Consider the following 17,975-nt stretch of genomic DNA (forward strand, 5'->3'; position numbering starts at 1 on the left):
CGACCCGGGGATCGACGTCCGCGGACTCGGAGCGTGATCGCCTGGGGGTACGGGGCCGGTACGTGCCGGCCCTTCCGGAAGGCGGCGAGGGGTGGCGCCACCTGCGGAGTTGCGCATTCCTAACACAGACCCACTCATCACCATGTGACCTAAATCACATAACGCGCAGTAATCCGGAAAAAGACCAGCACCCGTGACGTGACCGTTATCCGGACATGGCGATCCGTTCAGAGGGCACGCATTTTCGCAGGTCAGGAGCGTGCGAGCTGGACAGCCCTGTCACGCGTCCCTCCGGCCCGGCGTCACGGGGCGCTCTCCGGCCCCTTCTCTCCTTGCCCCGACACCCCCGCCGACTGCCCGTCGGCAGCGAGGGGGCGCACGTCGGGGTCGGCTTCGGCGGCGTCCGCGAGCGCCTCGGCGGCGGCTTCCGCGGCGCGGGCCGCGTCCTCGGCCGCTTCGGTGGCGGCCCTGTCCTCCGCGGACGTCTGCCGGGTCGCCGGCGACTGGGGCAGCACCTCGTTGAAGGCACGCGACACGCCCTGAAGGGCTGCGGTGACCTCGCCGGGGATCACCCAGAAGGTGCTGCCCGCGCCCTGGGCGAGCTGGGGCAGCGTCTGCAGGTACTGGTAGGCGAGGAGCTGCGGGTCAGGGTCGTTGCGGTGAACGGCCTGGAAGACCTCGTCGATGGCCCGGGACTGCCCCTCGGCCTTGAGGATCTCGGCGGTGCGATTGCCTTCCGCCCGGAGCACGGCGGCCTGCTTGTCCCCCTCCGCGGTCAGGATCTGCGACTGCCGCTGCCCCTCGGCCCCGAGGATCGCCGCCCGCTTGTCGCGCTCGGCGCGCATCTGCTTCTCCATCGCGTCCTTGATGGACTGCGGAGGGTCGATGGCCTTGATCTCCACCCTGTTGACGCGCAGCCCCCACTTGCCGGTGGCGTCGTCGAGCACCCCGCGCAGCTGGCTGTTGATGGTGTCGCGCGAGGTGAGGGTCTTCTCCAGGTCCATCGAGCCCACGACGTTGCGCAGGGTGGTGACGGTGAGCTGCTCGACACCCTGGAGGAAGTCCGCGATCTCGTAGGCGGCCGCCCGCGGGTCGGTGACCTGGAAGTACAGCACGGTGTCGATCTCGACGACCAGATTGTCCTCGGTGATCACCGGCTGGGGCCGGAAGGAGACCACCTGCTCCCGCAGGTCGATCACCGGGTAGACCCGGTCGATGTAGGGGATCACGAGGTTCAGCCCCGGCCTCAGGGTGCGCCGGTAGCGGCCGAGACGCTCGACGTTGCGGGCGCGCGCCTGCGGCACGATGCGCACCGCGCGAACGACGGTGAACACGGCGAGCGCCGCGAGGATCAGACCGGCGATGAGCACTCCGGACACGTCCATGGCTCTACTCCCGGGGATAGACGACGGCGGTGGCGCCGTCGATCTCGACGACGTCGACGGTGGCCCCCGGAGGAATCACGAGCGTTTCGTCGTAGGCCCGCGCCGTCCACTCCTCGCCGCCGAGACGGATCCTGCCGCCCGCCCCGGTGACCTCCGATACGACGCGGGCGGGCCGGCCCACCAGCGCGTCGACACCGAACTTCTCCGCCGGGGGCTCCACCAGATGACGGAAGGCCACGGGGCGCACGACGAAAAGGCCTGTCGCCGAGAGAACGGTGAAGACCACGAGCTGCAGCGGCGCCCCCAGCCCCAGGGCGGCGGCGCCCGCGGTGATCGCGGCGGCCACGCCCAGGATGCCGAGCGCGGCGGTGAGCGTGAAGATCTCCGCCACCGCGAGCACCCCCGCGAGGATCAACCAGACCAGCCAGACACCCATGGCGTCCTCCGGACGCTGATGGCGACGCGACACGGTCACGTTTCTAGCCGTTTTGGGGGTTCTACCCCCTTTTGCGTGCAGCTACGCGAGACTCCTGACCGCTGCGTCCCTCACCGCGTTCCCTGACGTCCGCTTCCGTCCGGCCGCGGATCTCCGCCGCTTCCCGGTCGAGGATTCCGGTGGGCACGGTCGCGAGGGGAGCGCGGTCGCGTGCACCTCACTGGCATGAGCGGGCTCGGTGACCTGCCGGGTGATGCAGGCAACCGGGGATCGCGTACGAGGGCGGCGTGGCCGACACACCGCAGGGAGCCGTCCCCGTCGACGTGACATGGGTGTCGGCGACGTGGGGCGTTGTCGGGGAGGCGCGCCTGTGACAGGAGGCAGCCCGGGGCTCCTCGCGAGGAGATCCCGACCGTCACGGCCGTGGCTGCGCGCCACGGGCAGCCCCCGATGAGCGGGAGCGTCCTGCGGCTGCAGGAGGTGCGGTATTCCATGCCCTCCGGTGTGAGCGCGACCTTGTCATGGGCAAGGTGATGCCCGGCGGTCCGTAGTACCGGGTCCTGGTGCGCGTTCAGAAGTCCTTCTCCGGCCAGCCGAGCAGGCGGGCTCCGATCACGGCGGTCTGAAGGGTGTAGCGGCTGGCCGGGTCGGCCGGGTCGGCGCCGGTCAGCCGATGGATGCGCTCCAAGCGGTAACTGACCGCTCTGACGGACAGGTTGAGATCCTGGGCCGTCCGGGTCGCCACGCATCCGCTCCCGAAGTAGGCGCTCAGCGTGTCGAGAAGCGGTTCCGGGCCGCCGCGCGACGAGCGCAGCGGCCCGAGGGTGCTGCGGACGAGGTCCTCCATGGCCTGCCGGTCCCGGGTGAGAACCGGGTAGACCAGGAGGTCCACGGCGTACAGGACGGGCGCGTCGAGGCCGAGACGATCCGCGAGGTCGAGGGCGCCGAGGGCCTCTTCGTACGAGTGCACCACGCCTCGGGGTCCCGGCTGGGGCCTGCCGATCGCCGCCTGTCCCCCGCCGGTGGCGGCGAACGCCTGCTTGGCGAAGTGGGCGAGGACATCGGGCTGGTCACCGGGGGCGACACAGACCATCCGGCCGCCCTTGGTGGTGAGCAGGATGTGCCGGTCGCCGAACCGGCCGATCAGAGCCCGTTCCACCTGCTGCGGGACCGGGTCGGCTTCGGTGTACGCCTGGGGTCCGCGGGCGACGGCGACGGCGTGGGCCTGGGACAGGCGCAGGCCGAAGCGTTCGGCCCGTTCGGCCGTGCGGCCCAGGTCGCTGCGCCCGTACAGCAGGTCGTCGATGAACTCCCGGCGCTCGGCCTCCTCCTGGCGGACGGCGAGTCGCTGGGCCCGTTCGAATCCGGCGGAGAAGGCGTCCACGGACTGCTCGACCACGGCGAGCAGGTCCATGACCGTCCTCCGGCTCAAGGGCCGCTCGGGCCAGGCGGACCGGACCGCGCTCAAATGGTTGCCGACCAGCTCCCGCAGGGCGTGCCCGGCACCGGCCGCCTCCTCACCGGCCTGACGGCGCCGTTCGATCTCGTCCCTGGTCAGGCGTCGGCCGGTGGCCGCCACGTCCGCCAGCAACGACACGTACTCGGGTGTGTAGTCGTCTCTCATTTCCCGCCCCACCGTCGCTTCCGCCCCCGCCGGTCCAGGGCGGCGAGCGTTTCGTAGAGGATGAACAGACCGACGGCCGTCCCCATCAATCCCAGCCCGACGTAGGAGCACGTGCCGCGCACGGCAGGAGAAGCACCGGCCAGGCGGGGAATCTCGTCGACCAGCACAGCCGCGTACGCACACAGACCGACAGCGCTCAGCAGCGGCGCCGGAGCCCGTGAACCGCGCAGGAAGCACGGCCGCCGGCCGGCCAGCACGGCGACACTCGGAACGAGGAGGAACACCGCTCCGCCCACGACGAGTCCCCAGCTCTGCGACGTACTCATACGGTCACGCCCGGACGCTCACGGCGCCGGCGCCGCCGGTCCACCTCGTACATTCCGAGCAGCGCGGTGGCCACGTGGAGCGGAAACGCGACCGCCTCGGCCACGCCCGTGACGCCCCAGGCGCGGCCCGCACTCGCCGCCAGCGCCACGCACAGCAGCAGTGCGGGAAGGAGCCGCCGCCACCGGGGCAGCTCCGTCATCCGCCACACCCGGACGCACAGGACGACGTCGAAGACCAGGAAGGCGAGGGCGAACAGGGCGAGCAGAAGCAGGGTGAAGGGCACGGCCGGGCTCTTTCGGGGCAGGCGGAAGACAGTGCCGACCAGGCTTCCCGGCTCACCAGCGGACGATCCTATGTCAGGGCAGCTCGGTGAAGGCCTCCACCGCCCTGGTCTTTCCCGTGACGACGATGATGTCGCCCGTCGCGACGACCGTCTCGGCGGTCGCGTAGGTGAAGTCCTCACCCGGACGCTTGATACCGACGACGGTCACGCCGAAGCGGCTGCGGACCTGGGACTGACCGAGGGACCGGCCGGTCGCCGCGCTCGGGGCGACCGTCTTGACCAGGGCGTAGTCGTCGTCGAACTCGATGAAGTCGAGCATCCGGCCGGTGACGAGGTGCGCGACGCGTTCGCCCATCTCGTGTTCGGGCAGGACGACGTGGTGCACGCCGAGGCGTTCGAGGATCTGGCCGTGCTGGCGGCTGATCGCCTTGGCCCAGATGTTGGGGACACCGGCTTCCAGGAGGTTGGAGCTGATGAGGATGCTCGCCTCGATGTCACTGCCGATGCCGACCACGGCGCTGGTGAACTCGTGCACGCCGAGCTGGCCGAGCACGTCGGGGTCGGTGGCGTCGGCGACGACGGCGTGGGTGAGCTGGTCGCTGTACTTCTGGACGAGGCGGGCGTCCGCGTCGATGCCGAGGACGTCCCAGCCCCGGCGCATCAGCTCGTTGGCGAGGGAACTGCCGAAGCGGCCGAGGCCGATGACGGCGACACGCTGATCCGGTTGCGACCGGACCTCACCTGGCCGGTAGGTTCGGCGCTTGCGCAGGCGGTGCAGGAAGCTGGCCAATGACAGGTCGCTCCTCGGGGAGTTCGTAGCGTCGGGTCCGCTCGCGCAGGGCGAGTGCCGAGACGAGGGTGATCGGGCCGGTGCGGCCGATGAACATCAGGGCGACGAGGACGAGCTGTCCGCTGCCGGGCAGGTCGGCGGTGATGCCGGTGGACAGCCCCACCGTCGCGAAGGCGGAGACCACCTCGAACAGCACGGCCTCGAACGAGGCCCTGCTCACCGAGAGCAGAGTCAGGGTTGCGGTCATGACCAGGCCGATGCCGAGCAGGGCGACGGTGAGTGCCTGGCGCAGCACGTGCGGGCCGAGTCGGCGGCCGAGGACGGCGGAGGTCGGCTCGCCGCGGACCTCGGCGAGCATCGCGGCTGCGAGGACGGCGAAGGTGGTGACCTTGATGCCACCGGCGGTGCCCGCGCTGCCGCCGCCGACGAACATGAGCATGCACGTCAGCAGCAGGGTCGACGCCTGCATGGCACCGACGTCCAGGGAGTTGAATCCGGTGGTACGACTCATCGCCGAGTGGAAGAAGCTGTTCACAGCTTGCCCCAGAGGTCCTGGGCTCCGAGGGTGGCGGGGTTCGTCCACTCCATCAGCGCCGTGAGAACCGTTCCGGTGACAAGCAGCGCGACGGTGGTGATGACGGTGAGCTTGGTGTGCAGGGTCCAGTTCTTCCGGCCGGTCGTCCGGACCCGGGTACGGTGGCGCAGCATCTCCAGCAGGACGGGGAAGCCGATGCCGCCGAGGATGACGGCGGCGGCGATGGGCAGGGTGACCCACCCGTCGTGCGCGTAGCGGGTGAGGCTGTCGGCGTGGAGTCCGAAGCCCGCGTTGTTGAAGGCGGACACCGCGTGGAAGAACCCGAGGTAGACGGAGTCGCCGACGGTGTGGCCGTAACCGAACCGGAACCGCAGCGCGAGAAGCGCGCCGACGGCGAGCTCGACCATCAGCGTCGTACCGGCGACCCCGAGCAGGACGCGACGTACGTCGCCGATGCCGAGGCTCTTCGTCTCGGCCTGGGCCGTCAGCTGCAGCCTCAGCCGCAGGCGCCCCGACACCAGCAGGGCCAGCAGGGAGGCCAGGGTCATGATGCCGAAGCCGCCGACCTGGATGAGGGCCAGGATGACGCCCTCGCCGAAACCGCTCCAGTACGTGCCGGTGTCCACGACCGCGAGGCCCGTGACGCAGACGGCGGAGGTGGAGGTGAAGAGGGCGGTGAGCACATCGGTGGCGCCGCCGTCCTCGGCGGCCGCCGGCAGCATCAGCAACCCCGTGCCGATCACGACGGCGGCGGCAAACGCCAGGACGACGGTCCGGGCAGGGTGGGCGGAGAAGAAGGAGTGAGCCCGTCCGCGCACGGTGGTCACCACGATGACGGACCCTCTCTCCTACGGCTCACACGCGCCGGGCCCTCCGGTCGTACATCTGCCTCGTGTCGGCGTTGTGTCAAGAACGGCCGTCACCCTACCCACAGATCTGCGCCGTACCCAGCACCTTCCCCGCGATGCGGGCGTGCTGTCGTCGGTGCACAGGAGACCCACCGCCCAGGCACGGGTACGCGGCTGGTGCGAGGAGCACCTCGCCGCCTGCCTGCTGCTCCACGAACGTCAGGAGGTCGACACGTCCGCAGGCGTGACGAGCGTAGTGCGCGTCGGCCTTCGACCGGGGAACGGTTTCAGACCTCGCTCGCCCTGGACGTCTTCGCGCGTCTTTGCCGCGAGATGACCGTGTCGGCCGCTCGGGACAGCTCGGATCAGGGCTTGATCTCCCGATAGGCGGTGAGTGCGCTTCGTTCCACCTGGGCGAGGAGCCCCTGCCGCGTGGGTTCGTCCATGTTCCGCTGCTCCGCCCACAGGCGGGTCATGTCGACCCCCTGAGTGCGCAGACGCTCGTATCGCTGTGCCTCCGGGGCGCCATGGAGATCGCTCAACCATGTCTCCGCAATACCCTTCTCGGCCGAGGCGCGACCGCCCTGGAGCGCCTCGACGACAGCCGCGCGCCATTCCTGAGCCCGCTTGTCCTCCAGACCTCGGGTGACCGCGTCGGCAATGCCGTCGAGGGCGCCGAGGGCGCGGGCGCTCTCGGTGGGGGTCACGCTGAGGCCGTACCCCTTGGCGTCCGCGGGGACGGCGGCGAGGCGCTGCCCGGTGGTCCGGGTCGCGGCCAGACGCAGCATCGCGTACGCATGGGGGTCCTCGGAGACCTCACGCAGGACGTTTCTGAGGGTGTCGGTGAGGACGGTCAGGTGGTAGGTGCCCTCGGACTCCCACGGCGGCTCGTGCGGGGCCGCCTTCGTCACGAAGTCCTCGACGGCGATGCCGCCGAGCATCGCGTGCAGGTCGGGCCCGTAGTCGGACAGGGCGACGGCGAGCGGCCGGCGCAGCGCCGGATCGACGGTGGTGCCGCCGTTCCCCTGCTCTCCCACCGCGACGAGGACGTCCTTGAGGGCCTGCGCCTGGCCCAGGGTGTGGCGGCCTTGGCCGTCGCCGGCCGAGGCTTTCACGATGGCCTCGCCCAGGGCCTGGCAGCTCATGCCGGGCCGGACGGCTTCCCCGACCGACTTCTGTACGCGGGGATTCTCCGTCAGGTCGCTGCACGGAGGAGCCGTGTCCCGGCCGAACAGCAGCCATGCTCCGCCGCCGAGCAGCACCAGGCTCACAGCGAGCACGATCACCGCGACGGCCGTTCTCGGTCGACGGGCTGTTTCCTTCGGCATGGTCGGCTTCCTCCTGGCGCGCCGGATCAGTTGGTGGTGTCGGTCAGGTACTTCTGCGTGGTGTTGGCTCCCCAGTCGTGGCCGTCGAGGATCTCGCTCGTGAGGGCGGTCTCACGCTCGAGGCGCGGCCACCGGTCACGTACCGGGTGCGCCGCTGCGCCCATGCCCACCCACGCTCACGTGACGAGGACAATGCCAAGGCCGACGCCGAGACCGACGAAAACATGATCAAGAATATGACTACGAGCAGACAGAGACTGCAGGGCGGCGTCCTTGGCGCCGACACGGCGATGGGGCGGTAGGCGATGAACAAGAAGTGGCTGCCCCTGACCCTCGTGCTCGGCATGACAGGGGTGGCCGTCGTGACGGCGAGCCTGTGGCCCGCGAAGGAGAAGCCACCACTTCCGCAGACCCTGTGTCACGGCGCGCTCAGCCGGCAGAGCGCGGAGCGGATCGATGACAACAAAGGGGGCGTGGTCGTCACGGAGGAATGGGTGAGTCCGGGCAAGGGCGACACCGCGGTGTTCAAGGGGTGCGCCGTGATGAGCGCCGGCCCCGACGGTGACCACCGCCGGGAGCTCTTCAAACTGGTCATCACGGACGAGCGGTACGACTCCGGCCCCAGGAAGGACTCCGTCCCCCTCGGCCCCGGGTTCAAGGGATGGGCACTGCCCGAGGAGGCCGAGGCCACGCTGCCCGCCGGCTGCGCCGTCCGCATGGGCTCGGCCGCCCCGTACATCACCGTGACGTTCATCGCCCCCTCCAGGAAGGGCGAGGAGCAGGAGAAGGACCCTGCCGAACGCGACACCGCGATCCGCGACAGCGCGGCGATCGTTCGCGAGGCGGCCACGAACCTCGCACGCATCGCAGGCTGTGGGGGGAAGTGAGCGAGGAGCCGGTCTTCGGCCCGAGCGGATGGTCTCGCGGCGGCCACTCGGTTCGCCGTCACCAACCCGCCTGGGTCCCCATGACATGACCGCGACGTGGTGCCGCGCCTTCGTGCTGAGCACCGGCGTTCTACCAGGCCCGCTGTGCTTACTCGTCGCTGTCCGGGACGGAGACCGTGCGTCGCGAGCCGAAGCCGCTCCCGTCCCTGCCGGCGTTCACGACAGCCGGGTCCCCTCGCCGCGCGTGCCCGGAGGCCCCTGGATCGCGTGACGGTCACGACCGCGGTGGACCGGGCGAGATCGGCTCCCTGCGTGGCGATGGCGGGCTTCCACGACACGTTCCAGCTCCGGCACGCACGCGGCACCGCCGGAGTCCTTGCGCGGCCGCCCAAGAGGTGGGGCAACTCCTGCCCAGGGAAGCGACCACGGACATGGCCCGCTCTCGTCGCCGCTTCCGGCCACCCGCGCGACCACGGCATCAAGAGCGCGTAAAGACTGCCGGGGTCCGGCAGTGAACGTACGTGCGGTCCGCTGTCACGATGGCCGGGACGGCGGAAAGCACCCGGAAGCCGAAGGAGCGGGGACATGGTCTGGTTTCTTGGTCTCGGCATCGGCGGTCTGGTGCTGCTGGTCCTGTCCCTGGTCTTCGACGGGGTGCTGGAGGGGGTCCTCGACGGGCTCGGCGGGGGACTGGACGGATTTCTGTCGTTGCCGGTGATCGCCGGGTTCGTGTCCTCCCTCGGTTTCACGGGAGCGATCGTGCTCGGCACCACCGGTACGGGGGCGGGGGTCGCCACCGGTGCGGGCGTGGTCACGGGGGTCGCCGCGGCTTGGCTGACATGGAGGTTCAGCCGGGCGCTGATGCGCGACGGTGCCGCGCCCGCACCGCGGGGCGAGGATCTGACGGGGACCTCGGGCGCGGTGGTGACGGCGATCCCGGCCGGTGGTTACGGAGAGGTGCTGCTGTACCTCGCCGGGCAGCCGGTGAAGTACGCGGCGAAGGCGGACGCGCCGGTCGCCCGCGGCACCGAGGTGTGGGTCGAGTCCGTGCTCTCGACGACATCGGTGTCCGTCCGCCCCGTCGAACGCTGACCACGCGTCGGCTGCTGTTCTTCATCGTTCGTTCTGATCGAAGGGGGTTTCGTCATGAGCCCTGTCCTCATCGCCGTGGTGGGCGTCGTCGTCCTGGTCGTCCTGCTCGGCCTCGTCGTGATCACGCGCTACAAGGTCGCCGGCCCCAGCGAGGCGTTCATCATCACCGGCCGTCGCGGCAAGAAGACCACCGACCCGGCGACGGGCCGGGAGTACACGGACAACAGCGGCCAGAAGGTGGTCGTCGGCGGCGGGGTCTTCGTCGTGCCGTTCGTCCAGCAGAAGTTCAGCCTCGACCTGTCCAGCCGGCACATCCCGGTGGCCGTGCGGGGCGCCGTCACCCTGCGGGGCGTCAAGGCCAACCTCGAAGGCGTCGCCATCGTGAAGGTCGGCGGCACCGAGGACTCGATCCGGGCCGCCGCCCAGCGGTTCCTGATGCAGCAGGACGGCATCGTGGGCTTCACCCAGGAGGTGTTGTCCGGCGCGCTGCGGTCGATCGTGGGCCGCATGTCGGTGGAGGACATCATCCGCGACCGGGCCGCGTTCGCCGGACAGGTCGCCGAGGAGGCCGAGGCCAGCCTCTCCGGGCAGGGCCTCGTCCTCGACGCCTTCCAGATCCAGGACATCACCACCGAGGGCTCCTACCTGGAGGACCTGGGCCGCCCCGAGGCCGCCCGCGCGAAGCAGGAGGCCGACATCGCCGAGGCCGTCGCCCGCCGCGCCGCCGAACAGGCGCGGCTGAAGGCCGAGGAGGAGATCGCCATCGCCCAGCGGACCCTCTACCTGAAGCAGGCCGAGATCAAGGCGCAGACGGACGAGGCGGCGGCGCAGGCCAACGCGGCCGGTCCGCTCGCCGAGGCCGCCCGCCAGCAGGACATCCTCTCCGAGCAGGAGAAGGTCGCCGCCCGGCAGGCCGCCCTGACTGACCGTCAGCTCGACACGCAGGTCCGCAAGCCGGCCGACGCCGCCCGCTACCAGGCCGAGCAGGAGGCGGAAGCCCGTCGTATCGCCTCGGTGAAGGAGGCGGAGGCCGCCGCCGAGCGGGCCCGGCTGACCGGTGAGGGCGAGAAGGCCCAGCGTGCCGCGCTCGCCGAGGCCGTACGCATCGAGGGCGAGGCGGAGGCCGCCGCCATCGGCGCCAAGGGCGCGGCGGAAGCCGAGGCCATGCGGAAGAAGGCCGACGCCTTCGGCCAGTACGGCGACGCCGCCGTGCTGCAGATGCTGGTCGAGGTGCTGCCGCAGGTCGTCGCCAAGGCGGCCGAACCGCTCGCCGCCGTCGACAAGATGACCGTCATCTCCACCGACGGGGCCAACCAGTTGACCCGGACCGTCACCGACAACGTCACGCAGGGCATGGAACTCCTCTCCTCCGCCACCGGCGTCGACCTCGCCGCACTCCTCCAGGGCATCGCCCAGAAGAAGTCGGCGCCCGAAGCCGGCGTGGCTCCCACGACTCCGGGAACGCCGGTCGACATCACCGACTGAGACACCCGCCCCGACGGGTCGCGGCATGCGCGTGACGGACGTGGAGGAGGTGGGGCGACGTGAGCGTCCGTCTCCACTGCCGTCGCCGGCAGGCGCCGGTCGGCCCCGGCTGCCATGCACAGCAAGGCCCCCGTCCAGCGGACGGGGGCCTGAAACCAGTCACGAGGTCGCTGCCCGCCGCCTCGAGCGTCACAGATCACGCATTGACCGTGTACGGACCCTTGCTCGTGGTCCAGCCGGTGGTCATCCAGGGGGACCACTTCCCCTTTCCATCGGCGCGGGCGGTGACGATGTTGATCCCGCCCCTGCGGATCGTGGCTATCGAGGGCCAGCCGTCCAGCTTGGTGTCCTTGGTCCTGAGGGAGACCCTGTACTTCCCGTTCTGGATACAGCCCATGTACTCCGTGATGCCGTAGTCGTCCGACACTGTGCGAACAACGCAGTCGAACCGCACGCCTGCCGACGCCTTCGCAGCGACTGCCGGCCCCGGCATGGCCAGCATCGTGCCGAACACCGCGACCGAGAGACCCGCGATGGCACACGCCCTCATCTTCTTCACATGCTCCCCCTTCGTTGCGCCCTGGACCGGTGGGTGGACTCGGTCTCGCCGACGCGGCCCATGGTGGCAGAGCCCAAAAGGGAACAATTGACGTTCCGCGCCGTCACCTTGACCGGCAACGCCGCACCGGCCACCGGAGCATCGAGCGGCTGCGGAGCTGACGACCCGGGCGTAGGCCGAGGCGTTGAGCCGCACCTGCGCCGGTGTGCCCCGTACACCCTCCGCGCGACGGCGTTCAGCCGGATGCCGTGATCAAGTCCACTTGCGGGCCCTCTTGTTCGACGCTGGTGCCGATGCTGATTCTTGAGGTGCACGGGTACGTGAGGAGGAGAGAGTCAGTGCTGACCGAGTCGGTGTTCCACACGGACACCCTTGCGCGGAGCGACCGATTCGACTTCTGGCGGGAGCGCTTCACGGACACCCTGGCACCCTCGGAAATCACCAGCCCGCGCGCGGACGACTTCTGGGCCCGTCAGCGGCTGGTACATCTGAATGACGCGTGGCTGTGGCCGGTGAGCCTGTGTGCATCGCGCTATCGGCGTACCCCGAGGATGATCCGGCAGTCCGACCCCGAGCTCCTCCACCTGACCCTGGTCCTGCCGGGCAGCGGGACGGTACATGTCGACCACAACGGCCACCGCAGCATCAACGCCCCTTACGACATCTACTTCCTCGACACCTCCCGCCCCTACGACGTCAGCTCGGACGGCGACTCGCCCCTGGTGGGCATGGGCGTGGAGATTCCCAGGTCCAGGCTCCACCTGCCGGGCGCCGGGGAGTTGAGCGGTGTGCTCGGTCGGCGGCTGTCCGGTCGGCGGGGGTTCGGCGCCCTGCTGAGCCAGTTTCTGGTCCAGTTGTCCGATGAGACGAGCGCCTACGAGCTGTCCGACGCGCCACGCCTGAACGGCGTACTGCTCGACCTGGTCGCCGGTCTGATCTCCCACGAGCTGAACGCCGAGGCGACGCTGCCTGCTGAGACCCGCACCCGCACTCTCGTCCTGACGATCCGCTCTTTCATTCTGCGCAACTTCCGTGACACGGGGCTGACTCCGCAGACCGTCGCCGCGGCGCACCATCTGTCCACGCGGCACCTGCACCGCCTGTTCCAGCCGGAGGGCGTGACTGTGGCCGCCCTCATCCGTCACCGGCGCCTCGAACAGGCCCGCCGCGAGCTCGCCGACCCCGCCCTGCTCGATCTGCCGGTGCAGGCGATCGCGGTCCGCTGCGGATTCACGGCGCCGGCCCACTTCAGCCGGGCCTTCCGGGGTGCCTACGGCGCCTCCCCCAGCGAGTACCGGCAGACCGAGTGTGGGCGGCACGCCGGGTCCCGCACAGTGGGCGGTACGGCGCACCGGAGACGTACGTCTGCCACTCCTGCCGGGTGATGTCGAGGCCCACGCGCCGGCACGCCGCCTCGGCCGGCTTCTCCGGCGTGAGGTCGAGGGCGTTGGGCCGACCGCCGGTGACGGTCCGCAGGGTCATGTCCTCGAAGAAGAGGGCCTCGATCTGGTGCTCGGTGTGCCCGGTGAAGGTCAGAGGTTCTCCGAGCGGCAGCCTGGCCTCGGTCTCCCAGAGTTGGACGGCAACGTTGTCCACGGCAACGGCGGGCAGCCTCGCGTCGTCGGCGAAGGCCAGCGCGCCGCGCCTCGGCGGGCGAGAGGGCGGACCAGGGCCGGGGCGCACAGGCCGACGAAGCCGACCGGTCCGGCCAGGGTGACGGCGGCGGTGGCGAGGAGGGCAGCGAGGACGACGGCGGTCTTGCGGGTGGCGCGGACGGGGACGCCAAGGCCGGGGGCGGCGTCGTCGCCGAGGGCGAGGGCATCGATCCGGCGGGCAAGCAGCAGCAGTCCCTCGGTCATGGCCGTCAGACCGAGGGTGAGGGCGCTGCCGGCGAGGACGAGCCGGACGGTGCCGGTGCCCAGTCCGGAGAGGCCGAGCACGACGGCCGCAGCGGCCAGGCGGCCGGCGAAGGCAGTGCCGGAGGAGGCGAGCAGCGGGAGCGAGACGCCGGTGGCCGCCGTGAGCCCGAGCGCGAAGTAGGAGCCGGCGTTGACGGCGAGGGTATCGGGCGCGGCGAGCACGTTTCCGGTCGCGGTGACGGCCATGGTGTCTTACTCCGTCAGGGCGATGAGCGAATCTATGTACTTGGTCATCGATCCGGGTCCGCCGAACATCCAGATGCCGTCGAGCAGTCGGTGGACGTTGCCCTTCTTCACGAACGGCAGCGAGGTCCACACCTTGTCCTTGGCGAGGGCGCCGGTGAACGGGGTGCTGTTCTCGTCGCCGTCGTTGCCGATGTAGGCGAAGTGCACGTCGGCGCTGATATTGGTCATGCCCTCGACGTCGGTCGAACCGAGGCCGTACACCGAATCGCTTTGACGGTCCAGTCGTTCTTCAGGCCGAGCTTCTCGTTGACGGCGCCAATGAGCGAGCCGCTGGTGAAGGGACGGATGGAGACCTGGTTAGAGACGAGGTAGCCGTCGGCGAAGGACCTTCGCACCGCCGAGACCGGCGCCGGCAAGGGTTTTCCTGCCCTCCTCGACCTTCGCCTCGAACGTCCTCTTCACCTCGGCGGCCCTGTCGGTGGTACCGGTGGCCTGGGCGAGCAAGTCGAGGTTCTTGTTCATCTGCCCGATCGGGTCGGCCGCGTCGGCCGATTTGACCTCCACGACCGGGGCGACCTTGCGCAGCTGCTTGACGGCGGTCGGCGGCAGGTCGGTGCTGGCGATGATGAGGTCCAGCTTCAGGGCGGCGATGGTGTCCATGCTCGGCTCGCCTCGGGTGCCGATGTCCTTGGGCTCGTTCTTCAGCGGGACGGCGGTGTTCCAGGTCTTGTAGCCCTTGACGTCGGCGACGCCGATCGGGTCGATCCCGAGCGAGACCAGCAGTTCGACCTCGTGCCACTCGGTGCCGACGACCTTCTTGGCGGGACCGTTCAGTGTGCTCTGGACGCGGCGATCGGAATGATGATGACCTAGCGCGGCCTGGTCGCCCCGGCCGCAGGCGGCAGCGTCCCGGCTCAGTGGGAGACCATCCTCACCGCGGCCGAGCTTGCCGGTCATGTGAAGGCCACGGGGTTCGACGAGGAGTCCCGGCGCCTGGGCCTCGTCCCCGACGCCCCCGCGTATGCCACAAGGGCCCGCTGGTGCGTGCCGCAGCTCATCACGGCCGCCAACCACGTGGTGCCCTACGCGAACGTCCGCGCCGTACACGCCTGCCTCCCGCCACCACGTCGCCGTTCCCGATGGCCGCCGATGACCCGGCCCGTGCCCACTCATTCGGTCGGGCCGGTGAAGACGCGGGAGAGCGCGTCGGCCGGCTCCCATCGCACCGCTCACCGCGTGGTCGCCCCGCCTTCCGGAAGGACCGGCCCTGGCCGCCGCCGTCGAACGACAGGAACAGGCCCGCCGCGCACTCGCCGCCCGCGTCTTTCCCGAAGTCGAAGGCAGCCGGGAGGACGACGCTCCGATGTCGCTCGAGGACATGCGCACCAAGCCGCCGAAGCCGTACGTGCCGCCGCCATCCAGCGGGCCCACGCCGATGTCCCGTGACAGCGATATTTGAGCGTGTGCCATCGAAGTTTGAGCGGCCTGTCCTGCGCTGACGCAGCAACCACAACTTGGGGTTCCACAGGCTCATCGGTGCCCACCGGGTGGAGAAGGGCACCCTGCGAGTCACGCAACCAGCTGCGTGACCTGCACGTACGAACGCTCGCGCTCAGCTGAGAGGCGGTCATTTCCCAGAAGACGCTGATCGTGATGGCGCGGCTGCACCCGATCGCGCTGTCGTAGCAAAGCGTCCTGGAAGGGGCCTCCTCATGGATAGTCGGATGGATCAGCAGACCGTATTGCTCCTGCTCGTCGGCGGCAGCGCAACGTATGCGGCCTTGGAGCACCCGTCGTTCGACACTGCCCTACTGATCGGGGTCGCCGTGGTCACGCTGCTGCACCTCCTGATGAAGAGCCACTGAGGCGGGCCTTGCGGGCCCCTCTCTGCCCTGCTCAAACTTCGACGGCACGCAATCAAGGTTCGATTGCACAGGACAGCCGAACGCGCCGGACGGCCGGTGCCGCCCGCCGCGCCCGTGCTGGCGCTTGTTCGGACCAGGGGGCCTTTCCCCTACGCTCCCCAGCCATTCCTCGTCGTGTTCTCGCCGTCCTGGTCGTCGCCGTCGCTGTCCGTTTCAGGGGGGATGCGGTCGTCGAGGGCTATGGTGACGCGCTCGTCCTCGCCGGGGCTAGGGTGGGCCAGGAGCTGTTCGATCCGCTCGTAGCGCGTGGCGGTGAGTCGGTGCGGCATCGCGGCTGCCGGTGGAACTGCGCAAGGTCAGGAGCTCTGTGTGGCGACGGGGGCGGTGCGAGCGCGGGGCAGGGTGATGCCGTGCGCCTGGGCTGCCGTTCCAGGGCGAAGGGTCCAGGGGACGGTTCCGGTGGTCGTGAGCCAGTCGTTCGCCAGAAGACGCTGCACGATGAAACACCGGAGTTGGTGGGGCACGTCCCAGCCCATGCCGTCCCCGAGCTGCCGGAACGAGGGACCATGGCCGTGCTCGGCGCGGAAGGTCACCGTGAACGCGGCAACCTGCGGGCCACGGTCGGGGTGTTCGCTCTTCCACTGTCCGTACAGCGTCTTGGTCTGCTTGGACATGAACTGGGCCCGGCTGGGGGTCATGAACGCCTCCGCCACCCGGTCCGGGGCAAACTCGCACAGGGCGCAGGACTCGATGCTCTCCATATGCCTTCGCAGGCCAGGAGTAGCCGCTTCCTTCCACCGAAGCCACGCGTCGGCATCGAAGTGGAACCCGCGTGCCGGCTTGGTGGCGGCGGTGCGCGCCCGCTCCTCCTCGGTGGGCGGCCGCAGTCCGGAAAGGTGGCGTACCTGGGGGTCGAGACGGTACCGATCGCCGGACAGCTCGGCGAGGAAGCCTTTCTCCAGGAGCTTCGGGAGCTCCGCCCTGCAGGCTACGGGTAGGCGGTCCGGGAGGGAGCCGAGGAGACGGGAGGTGCCGTGGGCGGCGAGGAACAAGCCGGCCAGGCGGGCGGCGGGCGGGAGTCTCTTGACCGGCTTGGCAGACAGCGACTTGGTGGTCCACCCAGAGACGCGTGAACGGGTCTGCTTTCCGAGCGGCAGGGGGTGGTCGTCGTTGCGGGTCAATTCCGGGACGGTGACGGGAGTCGGAGGCGCGGTGGGGTCGGTGTTGAAGACCGTGTCCGCCAACTCCCATCCCAGCGTCCGCAGGGCGTTGACGGCTTCGTGGGCGTCGCCGAGGCGAAGTGAGGCGAGATCCTGACCGGTGATGTTGCCGACGCCGCCGCGTGCTGCCCGGATGGTCACCAGCGTCGCCAGAAGCTGCGCGTCGGGGCCGGGCAGGGGAAGCGCCGCGACATAGTCGAGCAAGGCACGGGCCGCTTCTCCCTGCTTCTGGGTCAAGAGGAAGGGGCGCGGCAGGGGTGTTCCACTCGGGGCTGTACTGGCACAGGAGGCGTTGGACGCTGATGCTGGCATGCTTCACCCAACGGGCGCAGGCAGAAGGAGTTACGTGCGTGGATGCCCCTGCTCATAGAGCACCTGAAAGGGGCCGGGACGAGGACGTCGCGCGCCTCTCGCTGTTCGCCCGGCACCGCGTCATGCTCGGCCGGTACTCCTTCCACAACCCCGACCTGTCGGGACTGCGCCCCATGGGTCAAGACCGCTGCTGGGACGGGGTGATGGCGTCCGGGCCAGCCGAGGTCGGAAACGACCGCACGGGGGGGCGGGGAAGTCGCCGGCGAGGCGGGCGAGGTGCGCCAGGCCGCGGCGGGCGGCGGGCGGCGGGGGGACCGCCGCCACCGGCGACGTACTGCATGCCGCGGCGCGATTCGGCGCCCGGCGCCGCTTGGCCTGCCGGTGGGCGCGGGGCCGGAGTCGGCCGCCGCGGCGGCGGTCCCCACCCCGCGTACGGGACGCAGGCCCCCGCCGATGCGCTCGGCCCGGGGTTCAAGGGCATCCACTGACCGGCCTCCGCCGTTCCTACTGCATGAGCGCCCTGATGATGCCCGCTGTCTTCACCGCCTTCCAGGACGCGGCCGACGCGATCGTCGACGAGATCCTGCGGCGCAGGATCGATGTCGCGGCCGCCCGCCGTCAGGACCGAAAGCTGCGGCAATCTCACCCGGACAGCCCGTGGCTCCTCCCAGAGAACGCATCTGGTTGTCGGCGTCGGGGTGGTGGTCAGCGATGCCCGCCCGAGCCGGGGCATCCGCTTCGTCCCATCCGGTGACGTATTGATTGCTGCCTAAGCGGCGCAGGATCTGACGCGCGTTTTCGATGTGCGAGGCGAGAGCACGGGTGGGGGGTTCCCGGATCTTCTCGTGGCCTTTGCGATCGCGGCCGAGCCTGATGATGGCGCGCCCCGGCTCC

General features: G+C 70.2%; 18 protein-coding genes and 2 pseudogenes. 5 read left to right on the top strand and 15 right to left on the bottom strand.

The window, feature by feature from the left end:
- Positions 1–302 precede the first annotated feature (302 nt).
- The 10 genes from ACFVQZ_RS30095 to ACFVQZ_RS30140 form a co-directional block, all read right to left on the bottom strand.
- A complete protein-coding gene (locus ACFVQZ_RS30095) occupies positions 303–1,385 on the bottom strand; it encodes an SPFH domain-containing protein (protein WP_383627848.1) in 1,083 nt (360 codons plus the stop codon).
- A gap of 4 nt (positions 1,386–1,389) precedes the next feature.
- A complete protein-coding gene (locus ACFVQZ_RS30100) occupies positions 1,390–1,821 on the bottom strand; it encodes an NfeD family protein (protein ID WP_030495709.1) in 432 nt (143 codons plus the stop codon).
- Positions 1,822–2,392: 571 nt separating this feature from the next.
- A complete protein-coding gene (locus tag ACFVQZ_RS30105) occupies positions 2,393–3,445 on the bottom strand; it encodes a helix-turn-helix domain-containing protein (protein ID WP_030495708.1) in 1,053 nt (350 codons plus the stop codon).
- Positions 3,442–3,771 (bottom strand): hypothetical protein, encoded by a 330-nt coding sequence (locus ACFVQZ_RS30110; protein WP_383627851.1) that lies wholly within the window; start codon positions 3,769–3,771, stop codon positions 3,442–3,444. Before ACFVQZ_RS30110 ends, ACFVQZ_RS30105 begins: the two co-directional genes overlap by 4 nt.
- The gene (locus tag ACFVQZ_RS30115; RefSeq protein WP_030495706.1) at positions 3,768–4,055 is read right to left on the bottom strand and encodes a hypothetical protein; all 288 of its coding nucleotides are present in this window, start codon (positions 4,053–4,055) and stop codon (positions 3,768–3,770) included. Before ACFVQZ_RS30115 ends, ACFVQZ_RS30110 begins: the two co-directional genes overlap by 4 nt.
- Before the next feature lie 73 nt (positions 4,056–4,128).
- Positions 4,129–4,845 (bottom strand): potassium channel family protein, encoded by a 717-nt coding sequence (locus ACFVQZ_RS30120; RefSeq protein WP_383627853.1) that lies wholly within the window; start codon positions 4,843–4,845, stop codon positions 4,129–4,131.
- Positions 4,793–5,356 (bottom strand): potassium transporter TrkG, encoded by a 564-nt coding sequence (locus ACFVQZ_RS30125; protein ID WP_383627855.1) that lies wholly within the window; start codon positions 5,354–5,356, stop codon positions 4,793–4,795. Before ACFVQZ_RS30125 ends, ACFVQZ_RS30120 begins: the two co-directional genes overlap by 53 nt.
- Positions 5,357–5,376: 20 nt before the next feature.
- Positions 5,377–6,198, bottom strand: a complete 822-nt coding sequence (locus tag ACFVQZ_RS30130) for a potassium transporter TrkG (protein WP_383627857.1) — start codon at positions 6,196–6,198, stop codon at positions 5,377–5,379.
- A gap of 395 nt (positions 6,199–6,593) precedes the next feature.
- Positions 6,594–7,556 carry a hypothetical protein gene (locus ACFVQZ_RS30135; protein ID WP_383627859.1) on the bottom strand — a complete coding sequence of 321 codons (963 nt, stop codon included), beginning with the start codon at positions 7,554–7,556 and terminating at the stop codon, positions 6,594–6,596.
- 26 nt (positions 7,557–7,582) lie between these two features.
- Positions 7,583–7,720 (bottom strand): hypothetical protein, encoded by a 138-nt coding sequence (locus ACFVQZ_RS30140; RefSeq protein ID WP_383627861.1) that lies wholly within the window; start codon positions 7,718–7,720, stop codon positions 7,583–7,585.
- A gap of 141 nt (positions 7,721–7,861) precedes the next feature.
- Between ACFVQZ_RS30140 and ACFVQZ_RS30145 the strand changes: the two genes are divergently transcribed.
- The 3 genes from ACFVQZ_RS30145 (at position 7,862) to ACFVQZ_RS30155 (ending at position 11,020) form a co-directional block, all read left to right on the top strand.
- Positions 7,862–8,443: a hypothetical protein gene (locus ACFVQZ_RS30145; RefSeq protein ID WP_383627863.1), complete on the top strand. Its 582-nt coding sequence runs from the start codon at positions 7,862–7,864 to the stop codon at positions 8,441–8,443.
- A 585-nt stretch (positions 8,444–9,028) separates the two neighbouring features.
- Positions 9,029–9,535: a hypothetical protein gene (locus tag ACFVQZ_RS30150; RefSeq protein WP_030495702.1), complete on the top strand. Its 507-nt coding sequence runs from the start codon at positions 9,029–9,031 to the stop codon at positions 9,533–9,535.
- A 54-nt stretch (positions 9,536–9,589) separates the two neighbouring features.
- Positions 9,590–11,020, top strand: coding sequence for a flotillin family protein (locus ACFVQZ_RS30155; RefSeq protein WP_383627865.1), 1,431 nt, complete (start codon positions 9,590–9,592; stop codon positions 11,018–11,020).
- A 196-nt stretch (positions 11,021–11,216) separates the two neighbouring features.
- On the opposite strand, the gene ACFVQZ_RS30160 is transcribed toward ACFVQZ_RS30155, so the two are convergent.
- Positions 11,217–11,570, bottom strand: a complete 354-nt coding sequence (locus tag ACFVQZ_RS30160; RefSeq protein ID WP_030495700.1) for a hypothetical protein — start codon at positions 11,568–11,570, stop codon at positions 11,217–11,219.
- A 302-nt stretch (positions 11,571–11,872) separates the two neighbouring features.
- On the opposite strand from ACFVQZ_RS30160, the gene ACFVQZ_RS30165 reads away from it, so the two are divergent.
- A complete protein-coding gene (locus ACFVQZ_RS30165; protein WP_383627867.1) occupies positions 11,873–12,964 on the top strand; it encodes a helix-turn-helix domain-containing protein in 1,092 nt (363 codons plus the stop codon).
- Positions 12,965–13,225: 261 nt separating this feature from the next.
- On the opposite strand, the pseudogene ACFVQZ_RS30170 reads toward ACFVQZ_RS30165, so the two are convergent.
- Positions 13,226–13,663, bottom strand: a pseudogene (locus ACFVQZ_RS30170) (iron chelate uptake ABC transporter family permease subunit); the annotation flags it as partial.
- 27 nt (positions 13,664–13,690) lie between these two features.
- Positions 13,691–14,641, bottom strand: a pseudogene (locus ACFVQZ_RS30175) (iron-siderophore ABC transporter substrate-binding protein).
- A 767-nt stretch (positions 14,642–15,408) separates the two neighbouring features.
- Between ACFVQZ_RS30175 and ACFVQZ_RS30180 the strand changes: the two are divergent.
- Positions 15,409–15,549 carry a hypothetical protein gene (locus ACFVQZ_RS30180; protein ID WP_383627869.1) on the top strand — a complete coding sequence of 47 codons (141 nt, stop codon included), beginning with the start codon at positions 15,409–15,411 and terminating at the stop codon, positions 15,547–15,549.
- Between the two features lie 149 nt (positions 15,550–15,698).
- Here ACFVQZ_RS30180 and ACFVQZ_RS30185 read toward each other — a convergent pair whose 3' ends face one another.
- Together ACFVQZ_RS30185 and ACFVQZ_RS30190 are read right to left on the bottom strand one after the other, a co-directional pair.
- A complete protein-coding gene (locus ACFVQZ_RS30185) occupies positions 15,699–15,878 on the bottom strand; it encodes a hypothetical protein (RefSeq protein WP_383627871.1) in 180 nt (59 codons plus the stop codon).
- A 27-nt stretch (positions 15,879–15,905) separates the two neighbouring features.
- Positions 15,906–16,973: a hypothetical protein gene (locus ACFVQZ_RS30190; RefSeq protein WP_383627873.1), complete on the bottom strand. Its 1,068-nt coding sequence runs from the start codon at positions 16,971–16,973 to the stop codon at positions 15,906–15,908.
- Positions 16,974–17,975 lie beyond the last annotated feature (1,002 nt).

This window comes from Streptomyces sp. NPDC057854, from assembly GCF_042797055.1.
Lineage (GTDB): Bacteria > Actinomycetota > Actinomycetes > Streptomycetales > Streptomycetaceae > Streptomyces.